Genomic DNA, 15,991 nt, shown 5'->3' with positions numbered 1-15,991 from the left:
AAGAACCTTTCCCCTATCGCGCGGGCCTATGCAAGACTGCAGCATCTCCACCACCGATCTCGCATGCCGCAGAGGCGACAGCGTGCTGTTTCGCGGGGTGGAGTTGGAACTGCAAAGCGGCGATGCACTGCAGGTGACCGGCACCAACGGGATCGGCAAGACAAGCCTGATGCGGATTTTGGCGGGCTTGTTGCGGCCATTTGATGGCGCGGTCAGCGCAAAGGGAACGCTGGCCATGATTGACGAGCGTCCCGCGCTCGACCCGCAATTGCCGCTGCAAAAAGCGCTGCAATTCTGGGGCGGATTGGACGGCTGCAACAACGTCCAGCAGAATTGTGATGTGATGGGATTGGGCGAACTGCTCGACGTCCCGTTCCGCTATTTGTCAACCGGCCAGCGCAAGCGCGCAGCCTTTGTTCGTATGCTCAATCAGGGTGCAAATATCTGGCTGCTCGACGAACCGCTCAACGGTCTCGACGGAGATGGTATCGCCAAGGTTGAGGCATTGATTGCACTCCATTGCGGCGGCGGAGGGATTTGCGTGGTTGCCTCGCACCAGCCGATCGACTTGCCCGATGCAAAGGTGCTGGCTTTGCGGGACTATGCCGCATGATCGGCAGGCTGCTCCTTCGCGATTTGCAGATGCTGCTGCCCGGTGGCAAAGGGTCGGGGGCGCGTGGCGGCACGATGTTGCCGCTGCTGTTTTTCCTCGCGGTGGCGATCCTCTATCCGTTCGCCGTTGGCCCCGATGCCCCCTTGCTCGCGCGTACCGGCGGCGGGGTGATTTGGATAGCGGCCTTGCTCGCTGCGATCCTGCCCCTCGACCGCCTGATCGCGCCCGATTTGGAGCTGGGCGTGTTCGACCAATTGGCGCTGCGCGGCGTGTCGGAGGAGGCGGTTGTTGCGATCCGGATACTCGCCCATTGGCTCAGCTTCGCCCCGCTGCTGCTGCTCGCGACTTTGCCCGCTGCAGCGCTGCTCGGCTTGGGAAGTGAAACGGTCCGGCTGGTGATGATCGGCCTGCTCGCCGGAACACCGGGGCTCGCCGCCATTGGCGTGATGATCGCAGCGCTAACGGCGAGCCTGCGAGGCGGCGCAGCTTTGTCCGGCCTCATGCTGATCCCGCTCGCCATCCCGATCCTGATTTTCGGAGCCGGCAGTCTCGCCCGCGGCGATATGAACGGCATCGCCTATGCGGGGGCGTTTAGTCTGCTGCTGGTGGCGATTGCTCCCTTTGCCGGCGGTGCGGCGATCAGGGCAGCGCGGGAGGGGTGAAGAACGCACGTCTTTGCGAGCGAAGCGCGGCAATCCAGTGTGGATCGCGCTAACTCTGGATTGCCGCGGCGACTGCGTCGCCTCGCAATGACAGCCTACGAATAAGGCGGCTGATGCAACCCTTTCGGGCTCGTCGTGAAAATCTCGTTGCCGGTCTCGGTAATCGCCAGCGAATGCTCGAACTGCGCGCTGAGTGACTTGTCGCGCGTCACGGCGGTCCAGCCGTCGCTGAGCATTTTGCCCCATGGTTTGCCGATATTGATCATCGGTTCGATGGTGAAGAACATGCCGGGCTTCAGTTCTGGCCCTGTGCCAGCCTTCGCCGCATGCACAACCTCAGGCGCATCGTGGAACAGCCGCCCCAGCCCGTGCCCGCAAAATTCGCGGACCACTCCGTAGCGGTGCTTTTGCGCATGTTCCAAAATCGCCGCGCCAATATCGCCTAGCCGGTTGCCCGGCTGCGCTTGCTCGATGCCCAGCATCAGGCATTCATAAGTCACATCGACCAGTTTGCGCGCTTTGAGCGGGACATCGCCGACAAAATACATGCGGCTGGTGTCGCCATGCCAGCCGTCGAGCAGAGGGGTGACATCGATATTGACGATATCGCCATCCTTCAACTTCTTCTCGCTGGGAATACCGTGGCAGATCACATGGTTGATCGAGATACAGCAGCTATGCGTGTAGCCGCGATAGCCGAGAGTCGCCGGGACCGATCCGCCGTCGAGCATCAATTGGCGGATCTTGTCGTCAATCGCCGCAGTGGTCACACCCGGCTGTACCATCGGGGCAATTTCATCGAGAATAGTTGCTGCAAGCTTCCCAGCCTTGCGCATCCCTTCAAAACCCGCCGGTCCGTGCAGCTTGATTGTGCCGTCGCGAATGACGGTCTCTGTGCCTTCGATATGCTGATATTCGTTCATGCAAGTCCACATAGCGACCGCGCGATGAAATTGCGAGCTTGGAACGCGCGGCGCAATCGCTAGATAGGGCCTATGAGCCAGAAAGTTGATTTGATCGAGCCGGACCGCGGGCAAGACGCGGTTGCCATCCACCTGACCGACAAAAGCGGATTCGATGCTTTTGCGAAGGATTTGAACGCAGGTCAGCGCAACGCGCTCAAAGCACAGAAATTTGATGGCAGCGCGTTTCAGGTCGCAATTGTTCCCGATGGCGAGAACTGGTTTGCGGTTGGCGGCGTTGCCGATCCGGAAGAGCTTTCAAGCTATTGCCTAGCCAAACTGGCCGAAGTCTTGCCCGAGGGTATGTACCGGCTGGCATCAGGTGATCCGAAAGCGGCCATGCACGGCTGGGTCACAGCGCAACATGTGTTTGATCGCTACCGGAAAGACGATGACGCCCAAGGCCCGCGTATCCTGCTGAGCAAGCAGGCCAAACATATTGACGCGGCAATTGCAGAGGCAGAGGCGGTCAATCTGGTCTGCGATATGGTCAATACGCCCGCCGAAGATATGGGCCCAGCCGCGATCGAGGCAGAGGCCGAGCGTATCGCCAAGCAATTCGGCGCAGATATCAAGGTCACCAAGGGTGATGCGCTGGAAAACGATTATCCGATGATCCATGCGGTGGGCCGCGCGGCATCGCGCCAGCACGCCCCGCGTCTGATCCAGCTGGAATGGGGTGATGAAAAGCACCCGCGCGTTGCCATCGTTGGCAAAGGCGTGAGCTTTGATTCGGGCGGTCTCGACGTGAAATCGGCCGCCGGTATGAAGTTGATGAAGAAAGATATGGGCGGCGCGGCACATGCGATTGCCTTGGCAGGTTTGATTATGGGGGCGGGCCTCAATGTTCGCCTGCATCTGTTGGTACCCACGGTGGAAAATGCCATTTCGGGAAATGCCTTCCGCCCGGGTGACGTTCTGCAAACGCGCAAAGGCCTGACAGTCGAGATTGGCAATACCGATGCCGAAGGACGCTTGATTCTGGGCGATGCGCTGACGCGCGCGAGCGAGGATGATCCCGAACTGATTATCGACTTTGCCACGCTAACCGGGGCGGCGCGCGTGGCGCTTGGCCCCGATCTTCCCGCGCTGATGACGCGGCGGGATAGCACCGCAGAGCAGCTGATCGCCGCCGGCCGCGCGCATGATGATGAACCCTGGCGCTTGCCGCTTCCGGCAGCCTATGCCGAATGGCTCAATTCAGACATTGCCGATATGAACAACGCGCATGGCAATGCCTATGCCGGAGCCAGCGTCGCTGGCCTGTTCCTCGACAGGTTTGTGGGCGACGGCATCGACTGGGCGCATTTCGATACATTCGCCTGGCGCCCATTCGCCAAACCCGGCCGCCCCAAAGGCGGTGCGGCATACGGGCTGCGCGCAGCATTCCATATGCTCTGCGAACGCTACTCCGGTTGAGCGTTCACAACCGCAGAAACTTGCCCATGACATTTTCACGACTATAAGCGCGCCAACCCGCTTGAAGACGCGGTGCAATAGGGGCAGACAGTCAAGGTGAGCGACACAGTGCAGTACGAATTGCCCAAGGGCAAACTTGGCCTGAAAGGGCCAATGACCCGCCCTGCGCCGGGTACTTTGCCATTGCGCGGCGATCTGGCGCATATCGCGCTCGCCGAAAGCCATCTGGTCCCGCATTACGTCATCCCGCAATTCTATACGGTGGGCGATGATCCGGTCGAATTAAAGCTGGATGCCAATGCCGGATCAGATACGCTGGCAACGCTGGCATCGGGATCGACTTTCGAAGTGCTCGACCATGTTGGCGACTGGTATTGGGGCTGCGTCAGCGCCAAGGGGCCCAGCGGCTATGTGCCAAGGGACGCGGTTACGCCCGACGCGGCATGACGATTTCCGTTTTCATCGATGGTGCAGCCGGGACCACCGGGCTGGAAATCCGCGACCGGCTGGCCGCGCGGAGCGAGTTTACGCTCGTCACCCTGCCCGATGATCTGCGCAAGGATGCAGGTGCCCGGCGCGAGGCAATCAATGATTGCGACGTCACAATCTTGTGCCTGCCCGATGACGCCGCGCGTGAATCGGTCGCGCTGATCGATAATGACCGCACCAAGGTGATCGATGCCTCCACCGCGCATCGCGTTGCCGAAGGGTGGACTTACGGCTTCCCCGAATTGGTCGGGCGCGAAGTGGTGGCCGGTGCAAAACGCGTCAGCAATCCGGGGTGTTATCCCACCGGGTTTCTCGGCCTCGTCGCGCCGTTGGTCCGCCAAGGGCTGCTTCCCGATGATTGGCCTTTCACGGTCAATGCGGTGAGCGGATTTTCGGGCGGCGGAAAGGCGTTGATCGAACGGTATGAGGCTGAACCTGACCTCGCTTTCCGCACATATGGCCTTGATCTGGCGCATAAGCACCAGCCGGAAATGCAGCGCCACGCACGCCTGAAACATGGCGTGCTGTTCGCGCCCTCGGTCGTCCCTGCCTATCGCGGGATGCTGGTCGACGTGCCGCTCCATCTCGGTGCGATGCGCAATAATCCGGCAGCCGACCAGCTGCGCGACGCGCTTCGTGAGTTTTATTCTGGTTCGAACATTGTGAACGTGAGCGAAGCCGCACCGCCCGGCGAGCTGTTGCTGCGCGATGGCGATCCGCCTTTTGATGGTATGACATTGTCGGTCTTTGGCAATGAAGGCGGGTGGAATGCCCGCCTGATCGCGCGGCTCGACAATCTCGGCAAAGGCGCGAGCGGCGCGGCGGTGCAGTCGCTCAATCTGATGTGCGGATTGCCTGAAGAAGCCGGGCTCAACCTCTCTGCCTAATTTTTAAGCACGCGCTGCCTAAAATTTGGTCGGAATTTGGGTAAACGAAACCCTCCGCCGAGGCGGACCTTGCCGTGCGGATCGCTCAAAACGGCTCAACTACGCGAGTCCTGCATGCACCGTGCCAAGATTCCGCGCGCCTGCGAAAATTGGCACAGTTCTTGGATAGAAAATGATATTCAACAAGCCGACGCAACTGCATCGGCACCAGCGCCTATCAGGGGGCAAATGTGAAAAAGATCGAAGCAATCATCAAACCGTTCAAACTGGACGAAGTGAAGGAAGCGCTCCACGAAGTCGGCGTGTCGGGCATCACCGTGACAGAGGCAAAAGGGTTTGGCCGCCAGAAAGGCCACACCGAACTGTATCGCGGCGCGGAATATGTTGTCGACTTCCTGCCCAAAGTTAAGCTCGAAGTGGTCGTGCCAGACACGATTGCAGAGAATGTGGTCGAAGCAATTGCGTCTGCGGCGCAAACCGGCCGTATCGGCGATGGCAAAATCTTCGTCTCATCCATCGAAAGCGCATTGCGCATCCGTACCGGCGAAAAGAACGACGACGCGATTTAAATCCAACCAACCCTTCCCGACAAAGTGCGGGCAACCACAAGAGGAACGACAATGGCCAAAGCAAAAGACATCGTAAAACAGATCAAGGACAACGAGATCGAGTGGGTCGATCTGCGCTTCACCGATCCCAAAGGCAAATGGCAGCACCTTTCGATGTGCGCCAGCGCGATGGATGAGGACGCTTTGGAAGACGGACTGATGTTCGACGGTTCTTCGATCGAAGGCTGGAAAGCGATCAACGAGTCGGACATGATCCTGAAGCCTGATCTGGATGCGACCGTAATTGATCCGTTCTCGGCCACCCCGATGCTGACCTTGTTCTGCGACATTGTCGAACCTTCGGACGGCCAGCTCTACTCGCGCGATCCGCGTTCAACCGCAAAACGCGCAGAAGCTTACCTGAAATCGACCGGCATCGGCGACACTGTCTATGTCGGACCGGAACCTGAATTCTTCATGTTTGACGATGTACGTTTCGAAGACGGCTATGCGGGGTCAGGTTACACGATCGACGACATCGAACTGCCGACCAACACCGCACGCGATTATGACGCGGGTAATATGGGCCACCGTCCGCGCGCCAAGGGCGGTTACTTCCCTGTGGCACCTGTCGACAGCGCAATGGACATTCGCGCCGAGATGGTTTCGACGATGATGGAAATGGGCCTGCCCATGGACAAGCATCACCACGAAGTCGCCGCCGCGCAGCACGAGCTGGGCATTACCTTCGGCAGCCTCACCGAAACTGCTGACCGCGTGCAGGTGTACAAATATGTCGTGCATCAAGTCGCCCATGCCTATGGCAAAACCGCGACTTTCATGCCCAAGCCGATCAAGGAAGATAACGGCAGCGGCATGCACACGCACATGTCGATCTGGAAAGACGGCAAGCCGACATTTGCCGGCAATGAATATGGCGGCCTGTCCGAATCCTGCCTCCACTTCATTGGCGGTGTGATCAAGCACGCCAAGGCATGTAATGCTTTCACCAACGCCACCACCAACAGCTACAAACGTCTGGTACCTGGCTTCGAGGCGCCGGTTCTGCTCGCTTATTCGGCGCGCAACCGTTCGGCGTCGTGTCGTATTCCTTACGGTGCAGGCGACAAAGCAAAGCGGGTTGAATTCCGCTTCCCCGATGCGCTGGCCAACCCCTATCTCGCATTCTCTGCACTGCTGATGGCTGGCCTCGACGGGATCGAGAACAAGATCCACCCCGGCGACGCGATGGACAAGAACCTGTACGATCTGCCGCCAGCCGAATTGGCCGACGTGCCGACCGTATGCGGTTCGCTTCGCGAAGCACTGGAAGCTCTCGAAGCCGATCACGAATTCCTGCTCAAAGGCGATGTGTTCTCCAAAGACCAGATCGACGCTTATGCAGAACTCAAATGGGAAGAAGTCATGCGCTTCGAAACAACCCCCAGCCCGGTCGAATTCGATATGTATTACAGCTCGTAATTACATATTGGACATACGAACAAAGAATGGCGTCCGGAGCGATCCGGGCGCCATTTTTTTCTTTAGGGAAATTGATCTGAGCATTGACTGACCAATGGAAGGTTTTGCGACACCCTCAGACGCAGAACAAGCGGGGTCTTGATTCAGTTAGGTGTAAAAAGCCTTCGGATAACCTGTGAGAATTCGAGTTTCATCACCATCGTTACAACTGACCGCTAGTGATGCTTTATGAGTTGATGACTACTTTCGCGCGCTAGTCGGCGGATCACCGCTGGCCACGGAGCCTAGGATTTTGTCGAATTTACTCTGATTATTGTTCATCTGGCTAGTATCGCTCATAAAGACCCTCAATACAAACGAGGGCAAAATGAATCTAAATCGGGGCGCTCGGAAGCGCGAAACCAACGAAGGTCAACAACCCGAAACTCAACCAGAGGAAGCACCGGCGCCTGTTTCGAACAATCCCTCCAGTATCCAAGGACAAACCGAAAGCGCCAACCAAAGTAATGAGCGTGGCGACCTAGGTCTTCAGTCCCACACTGAGGTCGCACCGAGGACTGAAGAATCCATGGACGCTGCATGGTGGGGCGTGGGCGCTGATTGGGCCAGTACCATACTCTCGTTTTTCAGTGTATTGCTCGTCATCTATGCGTTGCGTCAAACTAACAAATCTCTGAGGCTCGCTCAAAAAGACAGGGCCGCCGCGACCCGCCGCTCTATCTCGCAATCTGCGGAAACAACCGAGGCGTTGAAATACGGCTCGCAAAGCGCAGAGGCCATGACGCGGGTTGCGGAGTCCATGGAAAACAACGCCACTCACATCAAAGAAAGCGTTGAGGCCAGCAAAAGAGTTGCTGACCAGCAGATGGTGATTGGGCGAATGCAAATGAGGCCCATCCTTTCGGTCCTGATCGGACGCGCCACGTATCAAGACAGCCGACACAACTTCTCTGTCTGCCCCATTATTCGAAATACTGGGAATTCTGCTGCCAAGAATGTCCGCTTTCGGATCGTGGCGTCCATTTTGCCCGCCCTGCTGCCCCAGGATTTTAAGTTCTGGCTGCCGGAAAGTGGTCGTGGAGGTAGTAACACTATTGGCCCCGGGCAAACTGGCGACATGTATGCGAGCATTGATGATCGTGTTCACGACGATGCCATTCCCAAGATTAAGGCTGGAATCGAGAATGCACTCTACGTGTGGGGCTACTTGTCTTATCAAGACGCGTTCAAGAAGACTTACCGAACAACATTCGCCCAGCAAATTTTTTGGCGGCAGACTGGAATCGCCGGAGAGGATGGCTTTTTCCCAGAGGCCATCGAGGGAATTTACTTGGGACGTCACAACCGCTCCAACTGACTGAGCGTACAAAAGCGAGCCAGCCAGCAAGGCAACCAGCCCACATTCCCAATTTACGTGTCGCGAAGGGACAAGCTACGCAGCCCTCTACACATCCGCGTTTTCAGGACCCGCTCCACACGCCGCCGCGCCGCGGGGGGATTGCAAAAACCATTTTCCTACTCGGCGTCTTCGTGCCTAATTGTCCGGTCTCGATTCCCCCCTAAAGCGAGGCCCCGATATGACTTCCCCGACCAAACGCACCCCTATTTTCGATACCGTCCGCAAAATGCTTGGACGCGGATTCAAACAGCATGAAGTTGACGCGCTGGATGGCGCGCTCGACCAGGCGCTCGGCAGCGAAGAAAATTCTGGTCAGGACAGTGGTCCAAGTGGTCCATGTCTCTGCCCTACCGCCATCGGCAGTGCAGGTATTGCCCTGATCAAACAGTTCGAAGGCTGTGCCCGGCTGCGCACCGATGGATTGGTGGAAGCCTATCCCGACCCCGGGACCGGCGGCGATCCATGGACCATCGGCTGGGGCGCGACCGGCCGCGGATTGGATGGCATGGGGCGGATCGGCCCCGGCACCGTTTGGACCCGCGCCCAGTGCGATGCCCGGCTGGAAAGCGATCTTGTGCGTTATGCCGATGATGTTGCGCGCGCGCTGGACGGCTGCGCAACCACGCAAAACCAGTTCGATGCGTTGGTCAGCTTCCACTATAACACCGGCGCCATTGGCCGCGCCACGCTGAGCAAATGCCACAAGCAGGGTGACTACGCCGGTGCCTTGCGCGAATTTGCCCGCTGGAACCGCGCAGGAGGCCGGGTGCTCAAGGGTCTGACTCGGCGCCGCACGGCCGAAGCCGCGCTGTACGGAGCGGCTGCATGAACAGGCCGCTTTCCCCCGATGCCAAGGCCATTCTCGAGGCTTTGAAGCCGGAAGCCACAGCGATCAGTGCCAAAACGCAGGCCGATTTATGGATCAAGCTGGGCGTTGCGACATTCAGCATCGTCCTGATTGGCGGGTTCGCGCTGATCATGGCGCAGATCACCCAGGCCAGCAGCACCGCCAACGCCAATAGCGACAAGATTGACCGGCTTACGGAGAATGTCACTTTGCTTGTGGCGGCATCGCAAACCATGCAGACCGAGCTGACCAAGCGCGGCGGGTGGATGGACGGGCAGGATATGTATTCAGAACAATCGCGGCTGAAAGATCAGGAGCATGACCAGCGGCTGAAAGCCCTGGAAGCGCATCAATAATCGCGGCTGATTTCCAGCGATGCGCTTTCCCGCCCGATGGTCGACACGCTTCCGAGCAAGGACAGCCAACCGGTGATGCGGAATTCGGCTTCGGTCGCGCTATAGCCGCGTCCGTCGGTGACGATTTCAACGTAGAAACGCCGCCCGATATTCTTGCCCAAAGCGACGCCGGTCTGGCGGCCCAGTGCGGGATCGGCGCTGACAATCCGCAGCCGGTCGAGGCCGATTGCGGTGCGCAGCGCATTGATCGGATCGAGCCCCGCCCCGCCCCGCAGGCTGGCCAGCGCTGTGCCCAATTGCAGTGCATCTGTGGCGGAGAGCTGGGTAATTGATCCGCCAAACAGCAGGCGCGAGAGGATCTCTTCTTCGGGCAGCGGTGGGGTTGAGCTGAAAGTGATTTCGGGCTGCAGCGCATTGCCCTGCACCGCGACTTCGACGTTCAAGCCGTCGCGATCTGTCTCGGCGATAATATCAAGCCGCGGATCGATCGGGACGTTGGCATCGAAATCGATCCGGCCGCGTGTCAGTTCAAATCGCGTGCCGGCAAAACTGTAATAGCCGCGCACCACCCGCGCATTGCCGCCGATACGCGGATCATCGGTGGTGCCGCGCAGCTGGATGTCGGCGCGCCATTCGCTGTCGAGCCCCATCCCGTCGACATCGACGCGGCTGTCGGCCTTGGCATTGATCATATAGCGCCATGGCCGGTAGCCCGCGCGGCGCGGGGCGATATCGGCAGGTATGTTGATCTCGCGCGTGCGAATACGCGGCAGGCTGGCATCATCCGCCGCCGTGCCAAGCGACCAGGCCGCACGGTTGATCTGCACCCGTCCGGCGATGGTCCCGCCGATGCCGTTGGAGATCAGCCTGAGCGGGCCGGTCACCGTCGCATCGATCCCGTTGGCATTGAGCAGCCGCGCGTTCTTTGCCGCCACGCGGATATCCAGCGCAGGCCCGCGCTCGCCAAGGTTTTCCAGATTGACCGTGCCGCTGCCCGAAACCGTACCGCCATTTGCTGTCGTGCCCGCAAAACGCGTAAGCCGCAGCCTTGATCCGGCAAAGCTTCCGCGCACCGACACATTCTGCACATCGGTACCCGACAGCGCGCTTTGCACGCGCAGATTGTCGCTTGTCAGCGACCCGCGAACTTGCGGATTGGCCAAAGTGCCGGTGACATTGGCAGCAACGCCCATCGGTCCGGTCAAATCGAACGCTTCGATCGCGGCAAGACGCCATATCGCAGCTGCCGGTCCGTTATAGCGCAGTTCCGCAAACAGCGATCCGCGTCGCAACCGGCTGGTCAGATCGCCCGACCGGCCGAGGCCGGTGATCCGCCCCTGCACACGTCCGCGCCGAGTGCCGTCTTCCTTGACCACCGCGCGCAGATCAAGCCGGTCAGCGGTCAAACGCGAGACCAGCGCCAGATCTATCGGCTTCGAAGAGAGTACCAGCCCGGAACGGGTCAGATCGTCGACCACCACCCGGGCATTGCCGGTTGGCGCGCCCGAACCGGAGGAACGGAAATCGACCTTGCCCGAAACCGTGCCGCCCAATCCGATATCCGCAACCGCCAGATCAACCAGCGACAGCGGCATATCGTCAAGAGCGAGATCCATCGCAACCGATCCGCCGCCAAACTCACCCGAGGCAACCATTGCCCCGTCGCCATAGGAAACCTGCGTCGGGGCAAGCTGCCAGCCGCCATCGCCCTGTCTCGTCAGCACCGCGCGCCGCGGCATGGTCACCCGTTTGCCCGCAAAGTCTCCGCGTCCGGCAATGGCAATGCGATCAGGGGTAAATCCGGCATTGAGCTGCATATTGAACTGGCTTCCGCGACGCCCGGCGAGAGAGGCGATGGCCGTACCGGTGCCATTCTCAAGCTCTGCCTTTGCCGCAACTCTGCCGATGAACAGCGTCCCGTAGCTGAGGCCCTGCGCGGTCATGCTGGCTTCCACATTGGAATTGCCATCCTTCAGATAGCCGCGCCCTTCCAGATCGGCTTTGGCAATCGAAATCGGTGTTGCGCCGGCGAAGCTGGCATTGCGTGCAGTAATATCGAATGAGAACCCCTGCCCGCCCCCGCGCGAGGCAAGGCCGATCCGTCCGTCAAGCCCGCCGCCGGACAAGATCAGCCCGCCGTCAACGCCGCCATCGCCCAACGTCAGGCTGCCAGCGACCGAAGTCTTCCAGATGTTCAGTTCCTGGATGGCAATCTCGGTCGGGCCATTCGCGGGCGAAATCAGGCCGAGCTGGCCATTGAACGCGCCGAGCATCGATTGTCCTTCGGTGTCGATCGCAAAGCCGTCTTTGGTGGGGGCAATCGCAACACGAACATCTTTGAGACCTGCAGCGGGGAGCGGGCTTGCAAAGACCAGCACAGCGGTGGGGCCCGCGTCGGCCATCGCGGCTTCTACCGTGAACGCGCCGTAATCGACATGCCTGCCCCGGCCGGCAACGCTGGTCGTGCTGCCGCGCACCTTGCCGTTGAGCGAGAGCGACAGTTTCTGCGCGCTCAGCTGTACATTCCTGAAATCAAGCGGCGCAACCGAACCGAGAGAAACACCGCCGCTGAGCTTGATATTGGGCCCGGCAAGATTGGCGAGAGTGGCATTGGTCACCTGCGGGATCCGCCCGTCAAAGTCCGCTTTCAACGTCCAAGGGTAATTGTTGCCAATGCGGAAATCGATCTTCGCAGAACCACTGACCGCGCCGATATTTTCCAGCGGAAGTCCGCGCAGGGAAATCGGGCCGAGCAATGCATAGGCACCGCGGCTTGTGTCACCCGCAAGCGCCAGTCGCGCATTCGCATCGGGGAAGTCGATCGCCAGATCGTCCGACAGCAGCCGCGAACCGCTATAGACAAGCGTTCCCGAGACAGTGCCATCAACCAGACGCGGATCGGCCAGCACATTGCCGGTTTCGATCCGTGCCAGCGTGGCATTGAGCGGCAAGGTCCAGCGCGTGCCATCATATGTCGCTTCGCCTCGCTGGGTAACGTTGGATATCCGTGTCTCGCCGGTCTGGAAGGCATCGAGCGTGAGCAAGTGATCGATTGTCAAATCGCGAAACGCGCCATCGACGGTCGCAGTCAGTTCTGCGCCATCGAGCCGGATGTTCTGGCCGAACAAGGCCGGTTTGGTCAGCTGCGAACTAAGTTCAAAATCAGCAACGCTGTTATTCGCCAGATCGATGCTGCCCGCACCCTTGCCGCGCAGCGATGCAGTGCGAAAGGCAAGCGAACCTGCCGCGACGCTTTCTTCCAAAGTGCCGGTCACGCTCAGCGAAACGGTATCTCCCAAAGCATCGGCGGTAAGCCCGGCGAACAGACCCCCGGGATAGGCCTGACCCAGAATTTTGTAACGGCCCTGCTGGTTGCTGATCTTGAATGCGGCGACTCGTTCTTCATCGCGCTTTGCGAGAAAAGCTCCGTCCCACGCGCTCCATGTGCCGTCGCCGACTATTTTTGCAGAGTAGCCAGATTCCGCGCCAATCAATCCGGCCAGCACACCGCCTTGGGGCGCATCATAGTCCAGCTTCAGATCAAATCGGTCACCATCGGGTTCGGCATGGATCAGAGCGTAAAGTTTGTCTTGTTCTCCCAAATCACCTTCGGTTTCCAGGAACACCAAACCATCGCGGATATCGGCTTTGGCGACCAAATCGATGACCGGAGAGCTGTCTCCGACAATCCCGCGCGCGACGGTCAGGCTGTCGATCTCGAGATGATCGACCCTGATATCGAAGTCAGGCAATATCGGCGCATCCGGATCGCCGGGCAGCAATTCGGGTGTACGCAGCAAATTTCCCCGCCGCGCAACGAGTGTTCGGACATCCAACCCGCTGGTGAGCCAGCTGAGCGGGCGCCAATCGAGTTCGACTTCTGGAATGGTCAGAAATTCGCCTTTGGGATCGGAAACCGTGACATCGTGCAATGTCGCTGCGCCAAAAATGTCACCCTCTATCCGGCCAACTTCAAAGCGCAGGCCTGAGGCCGGGGCGACTTTGGCAATTTCGTCGGCGATCCACCTTTTGCCGAACGGGCTGTTGATGAATGCTACTGCCAGGGCCAGCAAGACGAACAGTCCAACCACCGAGCCGGCCAGCACTTTGAGCAGCCTTCGCCGTTTGCGCGTGGGCTCGACGGATGGTTCGTCGATTGCGGCCGCTGCGTCCCGCTCGCTCATCAGAAAGCTTGCCCAAGCGAAACATATACCGCCACCGGATTGTCATTGGGCCCCGGATTGAGCGGCACTCCAACATCGACGCGGATTGGGCCGAAGCCGGTATCGTAGCGAATGCCAAGTCCCGCGCCGAATTTGATCTCGTCAAAATCGGGTGTTGTCCCGCGCCCGACCGATCCCGCGTCGACAAAGGGTACTACCGACACCGCACCGTCCATAAAGCCGGTCTGCACTCTCGCCTCGAGCGAGAATTCGACCAGCGAACGCCCGCCGCTTGGCTCCCCCAAAACGTCGCGCGGGCCGATTTCCTGGAAACCATATCCACGCACCGAACTGCCTCCGCCTGCATAGAGACGGCGCGACGGTGCGATATTGGCGAGATCGGTACCGGGGATGCTGGCAAAGCGCGTGCGCCCGGCCACAACCACTTTGTCGGTTACGGATTGATAGTAACTCGCGTCAAACTGGCCGCGCAGATAGAAACTCTCGGTCCCGTTGCTGCGCGAAATTTCGGGCGAGAGCCGCCCTCCGATGCGGAACCCTTCCTTGGGGTTGAGAAGGTCATCGGTCGAATCGAGCAAGGCGCTGACTGGCAAAGCGCCGACGAAGAATGTCTGGCGCGGCTGGACTACACCGTTCACTGCGGCCGGGCGCTCGCTGGTTGCAATCGCCTCAAAACCCGCGCTCCAGCTAAGTGGCTTTTGGAAAAGCAGATTGGATGTCCGCTCATATGTCGCGACAAAGGCGGCTGTGCGCGCATCGAACGCATCGCTGTCGATCGTGCTGGCATAGGCATCGAGCGTCAGGATCTTGTCGCGCCCGCCAAAATTGTTCTTGCGGAATGTAATACCTGCCAATTGTTCGCGCGTACCGGCGATCCCGCGAAATTTCAGCGAACCTTCGGGCGGGAAGAAATTGCGGTGTTCCCAGCTTGCCGCGATCCGGAAGCCTTCTTCGGAACCATAGCCGACGGCCCCGGCGATGGTCCGCAGCGGCGCTTTGGTCATCGCCACATCGAGCGCCACCACGCCCGGTTCGGCCCCGGAGGGCGGCTGGACTTCACGCGGTGTAACCGAAACCGAAGAAACCAGCCCGGTGGCGGTGATTGCCCGCCGCAAGTCAAGCTCTAGACTGCGCTGGAAGATGTCCCCCGCTTCGAAACGCGCAATCGAGGCCAGATGTCTGCCCGAGAGAAAATCGGGATCCGAACTCACCACCTCGCCAAAGCGGTATTTGCCCTTCGGTTCGACCGGCAGCGTCAGATCGCCGCGCGTTTCGCTGTGGTCGATCAGCAGATCGGCCTCACCGATTTCGGCAAAGGGATAACCGTTTTCGCCAAGCGCCATGTCGAGATCGAGCTGTTCTTCGACGATCTTGTCGCTCGACACCGGATCGCCGGTTTCAATCTCGAAAACGCTGCGCAGCATCGGATAGTCCGGTGCCGCGTCGAGATTGCCCAGATCAATCGCACCAAAACGGTAACGGGGCCCGGGGATAATGTCGAAACGGACCACCGGATCGGTATCGGCGGTGTCCTGCCCCGGCCTCAGTCCGCCAACGGTGCGGATCACTTGCGCATCGTAATAGCCATAGACGCGCAGCATTTCGTCGAGCAGTTCCTGATCGGCTCGCGCGCGCGCCGCAAGCTGGGCGATATTCTCCTCTCCGTTGGACAAATCCGCGACGGTCGAAAGCGAGCGGAACCGGCCAATAAACTCCTCTCGAACAGAGAAGTTCTGCGTGTCATTTGGAAATGCCAACACCAGGTCGCTGCCGACTTTGACCAGCGTCGCATCGGGAAGTTCGGGAAGCGGAGGCAAATCTGTGTCAGCGAAGCGGACATCAACATCGGGCTCCAGCCGCTCTAGCGGCGGCAAGTCAAGATCGTCTGGCCATTCAACCGTCAAAGACGGCATTTCGGTCATCGGCGTATCGGGTTGAAGCGGCGTCTCATCAGTCTCTGGCGAAATCTCTGCTTCGGGGTCGCTTGCCCACTCCTCGGGGTTTTCGACTGCTTCTTCGGGAATAAGATCGTCGAGGCTCATCCCTGTCGGGTCTTGCGCGAAAACAGGCTGCGCCGCCAACATCAGGGATCCCGCAGCAGCATAGGCCAACCATTGCCCAATCGCTTGGGCCTGGTCCAAGC

13 protein-coding genes are annotated in these 15,991 nt (G+C 59.6%); 10 read left to right on the top strand and 3 right to left on the bottom strand.

From position 1 onward, the window contains the following. Positions 1-28: 28 nt before the first annotated feature. Both ccmA and GRI41_RS01690 read left to right on the top strand, forming a co-directional pair. Entirely contained in the window at positions 29-613 is a 585-nt protein-coding gene (gene ccmA, locus GRI41_RS01695; RefSeq protein WP_160602919.1) for a heme ABC exporter ATP-binding protein CcmA, read from the top strand. Continuing rightward, positions 610-1,275 (top strand): heme exporter protein CcmB, encoded by a 666-nt coding sequence (locus GRI41_RS01690; protein ID WP_160602918.1) that lies wholly within the window; start codon positions 610-612, stop codon positions 1,273-1,275. The genes ccmA and GRI41_RS01690 overlap by 4 nt, the downstream gene beginning before the upstream one ends. 95 nt (positions 1,276-1,370) lie before the next feature. On the opposite strand, the gene map is transcribed toward GRI41_RS01690, so the two are convergent. Next, on the bottom strand, positions 1,371-2,198 hold the full coding sequence (gene map / locus GRI41_RS01685; protein WP_160602917.1) for a type I methionyl aminopeptidase: 828 nt from the start codon (positions 2,196-2,198) through the stop codon (positions 1,371-1,373). Between the two features lie 72 nt (positions 2,199-2,270). Between map and GRI41_RS01680 the strand changes: the two genes are divergently transcribed. From GRI41_RS01680 to GRI41_RS01645, 8 genes are all read left to right on the top strand, one after another. Then, positions 2,271-3,656 carry a leucyl aminopeptidase family protein gene (locus GRI41_RS01680; RefSeq protein ID WP_160602916.1) on the top strand — a complete coding sequence of 462 codons (1,386 nt, stop codon included), beginning with the start codon at positions 2,271-2,273 and terminating at the stop codon, positions 3,654-3,656. A 96-nt stretch (positions 3,657-3,752) separates the two neighbouring features. Further along, complete coding sequence (locus GRI41_RS01675) at positions 3,753-4,103, top strand: SH3 domain-containing protein (protein ID WP_160602915.1); 351 nt, start codon at positions 3,753-3,755, stop codon at positions 4,101-4,103. After that, complete coding sequence (gene argC, locus GRI41_RS01670; protein ID WP_160602914.1) at positions 4,100-5,032, top strand: N-acetyl-gamma-glutamyl-phosphate reductase; 933 nt, start codon at positions 4,100-4,102, stop codon at positions 5,030-5,032. The genes GRI41_RS01675 and argC overlap by 4 nt, the downstream gene beginning before the upstream one ends. A 230-nt stretch (positions 5,033-5,262) precedes the next feature. Further along, the gene (locus GRI41_RS01665) at positions 5,263-5,601 is read left to right on the top strand and encodes a P-II family nitrogen regulator (protein ID WP_160602913.1); all 339 of its coding nucleotides are present in this window, start codon (positions 5,263-5,265) and stop codon (positions 5,599-5,601) included. 51 nt (positions 5,602-5,652) lie between these two features. Continuing rightward, positions 5,653-7,062, top strand: coding sequence for a type I glutamate--ammonia ligase (glnA, locus tag GRI41_RS01660; protein ID WP_160602912.1), 1,410 nt, complete (start codon positions 5,653-5,655; stop codon positions 7,060-7,062). Positions 7,063-7,375: 313 nt separating this feature from the next. Beyond that, on the top strand, positions 7,376-8,419 hold the full coding sequence (locus GRI41_RS01655) for a hypothetical protein (protein WP_160602911.1): 1,044 nt from the start codon (positions 7,376-7,378) through the stop codon (positions 8,417-8,419). A 220-nt stretch (positions 8,420-8,639) separates the two neighbouring features. Continuing rightward, the gene (locus GRI41_RS01650; RefSeq protein ID WP_160602910.1) at positions 8,640-9,290 is read left to right on the top strand and encodes a lysozyme; all 651 of its coding nucleotides are present in this window, start codon (positions 8,640-8,642) and stop codon (positions 9,288-9,290) included. Beyond that, the gene (locus tag GRI41_RS01645; RefSeq protein WP_160602909.1) at positions 9,287-9,664 is read left to right on the top strand and encodes a hypothetical protein; all 378 of its coding nucleotides are present in this window, start codon (positions 9,287-9,289) and stop codon (positions 9,662-9,664) included. The genes GRI41_RS01650 and GRI41_RS01645 overlap by 4 nt, the downstream gene beginning before the upstream one ends. Here GRI41_RS01645 and GRI41_RS01640 read toward each other — a convergent pair. Next, the gene (locus tag GRI41_RS01640; protein ID WP_160602908.1) at positions 9,658-13,848 is read right to left on the bottom strand and encodes a translocation/assembly module TamB domain-containing protein; all 4,191 of its coding nucleotides are present in this window, start codon (positions 13,846-13,848) and stop codon (positions 9,658-9,660) included. The genes GRI41_RS01645 and GRI41_RS01640 overlap by 7 nt on opposite strands. Beyond that, positions 13,848-15,989, bottom strand: a complete 2,142-nt coding sequence (locus GRI41_RS01635; RefSeq protein WP_235901024.1) for an autotransporter assembly complex protein TamA — start codon at positions 15,987-15,989, stop codon at positions 13,848-13,850. The genes GRI41_RS01640 and GRI41_RS01635 overlap by 1 nt, the downstream gene beginning before the upstream one ends. Positions 15,990-15,991 lie beyond the last annotated feature (2 nt).

Origin of the sequence: Pontixanthobacter aquaemixtae, assembly GCF_009827395.1 — a bacterium.
GTDB classification, from domain to species: domain Bacteria; phylum Pseudomonadota; class Alphaproteobacteria; order Sphingomonadales; family Sphingomonadaceae; genus Pontixanthobacter; species Pontixanthobacter aquaemixtae.
The sequence above is the reverse complement of the archived record's forward strand: the minus strand, read 5'-3'. Positions and strand labels throughout refer to the sequence as shown.